The sequence below is a fragment of the Rhodovulum sp. genome (assembly GCF_011048875.1).
Lineage (GTDB): Bacteria > Pseudomonadota > Alphaproteobacteria > Rhodobacterales > Rhodobacteraceae > Rhodovulum > Rhodovulum tesquicola.
Map to the genome: position 1 here is coordinate 1 of NZ_DSDD01000350.1, position 3,122 is coordinate 3,122.

3 protein-coding genes are annotated in these 3,122 nt (G+C 67.2%); all 3 read right to left on the reverse strand.

What is annotated here, in order from left to right:
• On the reverse strand, positions 1-1,369 hold a 1,369-nt coding region (locus ENN83_RS12275), incomplete at its 3' end, for a monovalent cation/H+ antiporter subunit D (protein ID WP_287187398.1).
• Positions 1,366-1,734 carry a Na+/H+ antiporter subunit C gene (locus ENN83_RS12280; protein WP_287187400.1) on the reverse strand — a complete coding sequence of 123 codons (369 nt, stop codon included), beginning with the start codon at positions 1,732-1,734 and terminating at the stop codon, positions 1,366-1,368. The genes ENN83_RS12280 and ENN83_RS12275, both read right to left, overlap by 4 nt.
• 1 nt (position 1,735) lies before the next feature.
• The coding region (gene mbhE, locus ENN83_RS12285) for a hydrogen gas-evolving membrane-bound hydrogenase subunit E (protein ID WP_287187401.1) at positions 1,736-3,122 on the reverse strand (1,387 nt) is incomplete at its 5' end.

Below are 3,122 nucleotides of genomic sequence, written 5' to 3' on the forward strand. Positions count from 1 at the left end.
CCGGGCGCGCCTCCGCGTCATCCGCGGCCGGCACATGCGCCGCCACGGCGGTCGAGCGCCAGAACAGCACGCTGCCCGCCCGCGCCAGACCGACGATCACCAGCAGCGACCCGGCCAGAACTGCCGTCCAGCCCAGCGCCATGAACTGCGGATCGCGCAGCGAATCCAGGATCATCAGCTTGCCCAGGAACCCACTCAGCGGCGGCATGCCCGCCATCGCCACCGCCCCCGCAAAGAACAGCGCCGCGAACAACCCGTTCTGCACCGTCGCGGGCGCCGGGTCCAACCGGTCACCCTCGGGGCGCCGCGACACAACCAGATCGGCCAGCAGGAACAGGGCCGCCGCCGCAAAGGTCGAATGGATCAGGTAATACAGCGCCGCCGTCGTCGCCCAGGGCGTGAAGGCCGCGACCGCAAGCATCATCGTCCCCATCGAGGCCACCACCGAGAACGCCAGCAACGGCATCAGCCGCCGCGCGCCCAGCACGCCGAAGGCACCGATGGCCAGCGTCACCGCCGCGGCCGGGAACAGCCAGGTGCCGGTCAGCCCGTCTGTGGCCGCGATCTCGGGGCCGAAGATCATCGAATGGATCCGGATGATCGCATAGGCGCCCACCTTGGTCATGATCGCGAACAGCGCGGCCACGGGCGCAGGCGCATTGGCATAGGTCGCGGGCAGCCAGAACTGGATCGGGAACAGCGCGGCCTTGATCGCGAAGACCACCATCAGCAGCATCGCCGCCACCCGGATAAGCGCCGCCTCCTCGATGGGTATCTCGCGCACCTTCACCGCCAGGTCGGCCAGGTTCAGCGTGCCCGTCGCGGCATAAAGCGTGCCCAGCGCGATCAGGAACAGGGTCGAACCCGCAAGGTTCATCACGACATATTGCAGACCCGCCTGCAACCGCACCTTGCCGCCGCCATGGATCATCAACCCATAGGACGCGATCAGCAGGATCTCGAAGAACACGAACAGGTTGAACGCGTCGCCGGTCAGGAACGCGCCGCATATCCCCATGATCTGGAACTGGAACAGCGCGTGAAAATGCCGACCCCTTGTGTCCCAGCCCGTCGCCGCCGCATGGCTCAGCACGATCAGCGCCAGCACCGCCGTCAGCAGCACCAGAACCGCCGACAGCCGGTCCAGCACCAGGACGATGCCGAAAGGCGCGGGCCAGTTGCCCAGATCGTAGACATGAACCGCGCCATCCGCCGAGATCACGGCCAGCCCGACCGCAATCGCGACCAGCACCAGCGCGCCCGCAAAGGACGCCGCGCGCGCCAGAACGATATCGTAGCGCATCACGAAGGCGATCAGCGGTGCCAGCAGCGCGGGCAGGATGATCGGGGCGATGATCCAGTGGCTCATGCCGCGCCGTCCTTGCGCACGGCCTCGCCCGCGTGATCCGCCTCGGTCATGTCGATCCGGTCGTCGCCCGCCTCGATGAAGGCGCCCAGCGCCACCATCACCAACAGCGCGGTCATCCCGAAGGCGATCACGATGGCGGTCAGCGTCAGCGCCTGCGGCAGCGGATCGGAATAGACCGCTTCGGCGTATTTGTTCAGAACGGGCGGCGCATTGATCCTAAGCCGCCCCGAGGCGAACAGGAAGATGTTGGCGGCATAGGACAGAAGCGCCAGCCCCAGGATCACCGGAAAGGCGCGCAGCCGCAGCACCAGATAGACCCCGCCCGCGGTCAGCACGCCGACCGAACTCGCAACGATCAACTCCATCTCACTCGCCTCCCCTGCCGACCGCCCCGGCGCGCTGCGAGGAATCGTAATCCATCGGCTCGACATTCACCGTCTCGCCGGCATAGCGCGCGATCCGCGACAGGCTGTAAAGCGTCAGCATGACCGCACCCAGAACCGTCAGGAACACGCCCAGGTCGAACAGCATCACGGTGGCCAGTTCGAATTCCTCGATCGGTGGGATCTGGAAATATCCGAAGGCGCTGGTCAGGAACGGCTTGCCCGCCAGCCAGGCCCCCGCGCCGGTCAGCCCCGCGATCACCACGCCCCAGCCGATCATGTCGTGATAGCCGATGCGTTGGCGCGCCTGTGCCCAGGCAAAGCCCGAGGCCATGTATTGCATCAGGAAGGCGATCGAGACCACCAGCCCCGCGATGAACCCGCCGCCCGGTTGGTTGTGCCCGCGCAGAAAGATATAGACCCCCACCGTCAACGCAATCGGCAGCATCGCGCGGGTCGCCATCACCATCATCAGGGGATGCCGGTCGCGCGAGCGGTCCTGCGACTGCTCGGAGTTCCTCAGCCGCCGCGCCGCCTGGCCGCGCAACAGCGTCTCCATCAGCGCAAAGATCGTCAGCCCCGCAATGCCCAGGACGATGATCTCGCCATAGGTGTCGAAGCCGCGGAAATCGACAAGGATCACGTTGACGACATTGGTGCCGCCGCCGCCCTCGTAGGAATTGGCCAGGTGGAAGTCCGAGATCGGCGAGAAATCCCGCAGCAGGAAGGCAAAGGTCAGCGCTCCCACCGCGCCCCCCGCGGCAACCGCAAGCACCCCGTCGCGCACCCGAACCGCCAGCGGGCTTTCGCGCGGCGTGTCCTTGGGCAGGAAATGCAGCGCCAGCAGCAACAGCATGATCGTGACCGTCTCGACCGAGATCTGCGTCAGCGCCAGGTCGGGCGCCGAGAGATAGACGAACCCGACCGAGATCATCAGCCCGATCACCCCGATCAGCACCAGCGCCTGAAACCGCTGGCGGTGCATCGTCACCACCAGCGCCGTCGCCACTGCCAGCAGGACCCAGCCGATTGCCACCACCGGCGGGATCGGCAGCGTCGCCCGGTCGGCCGGCGCCAGCCCGCCCCCAGTCCAGGCCACATAGCCCAGCGCCACCGAGGCGGCGACGAAGATCGCCAGATAGCGGCTGATCGCCCCGTTATGCAGCCCCTCGGTGATCCCCCGCGACAGCCCCGCCGCCGTCTCGACCAGCCCGTCGAAGATCGCCTTGGCCTCTGGCCGCGGCGCAACCTGCCACAGCCGGTCCAGCGGCCGATGCAGCGCCAGCAGCACCAGACCGCCCGCCAGCGCGATGAGCGACATGATGAGGGCCGCATTCACCCCGTGCCAGATCTTCAGCGAATAATACGGC

Excerpts from the sequence above, each read along its gene's own strand:
- ENN83_RS12280 (WP_287187400.1), bottom strand. The coding sequence starts at position 1,734 with ATGGAGTTGATCGTTGCGAGTTCGGTCGGCGTGCTGACCGCGGGCGGG.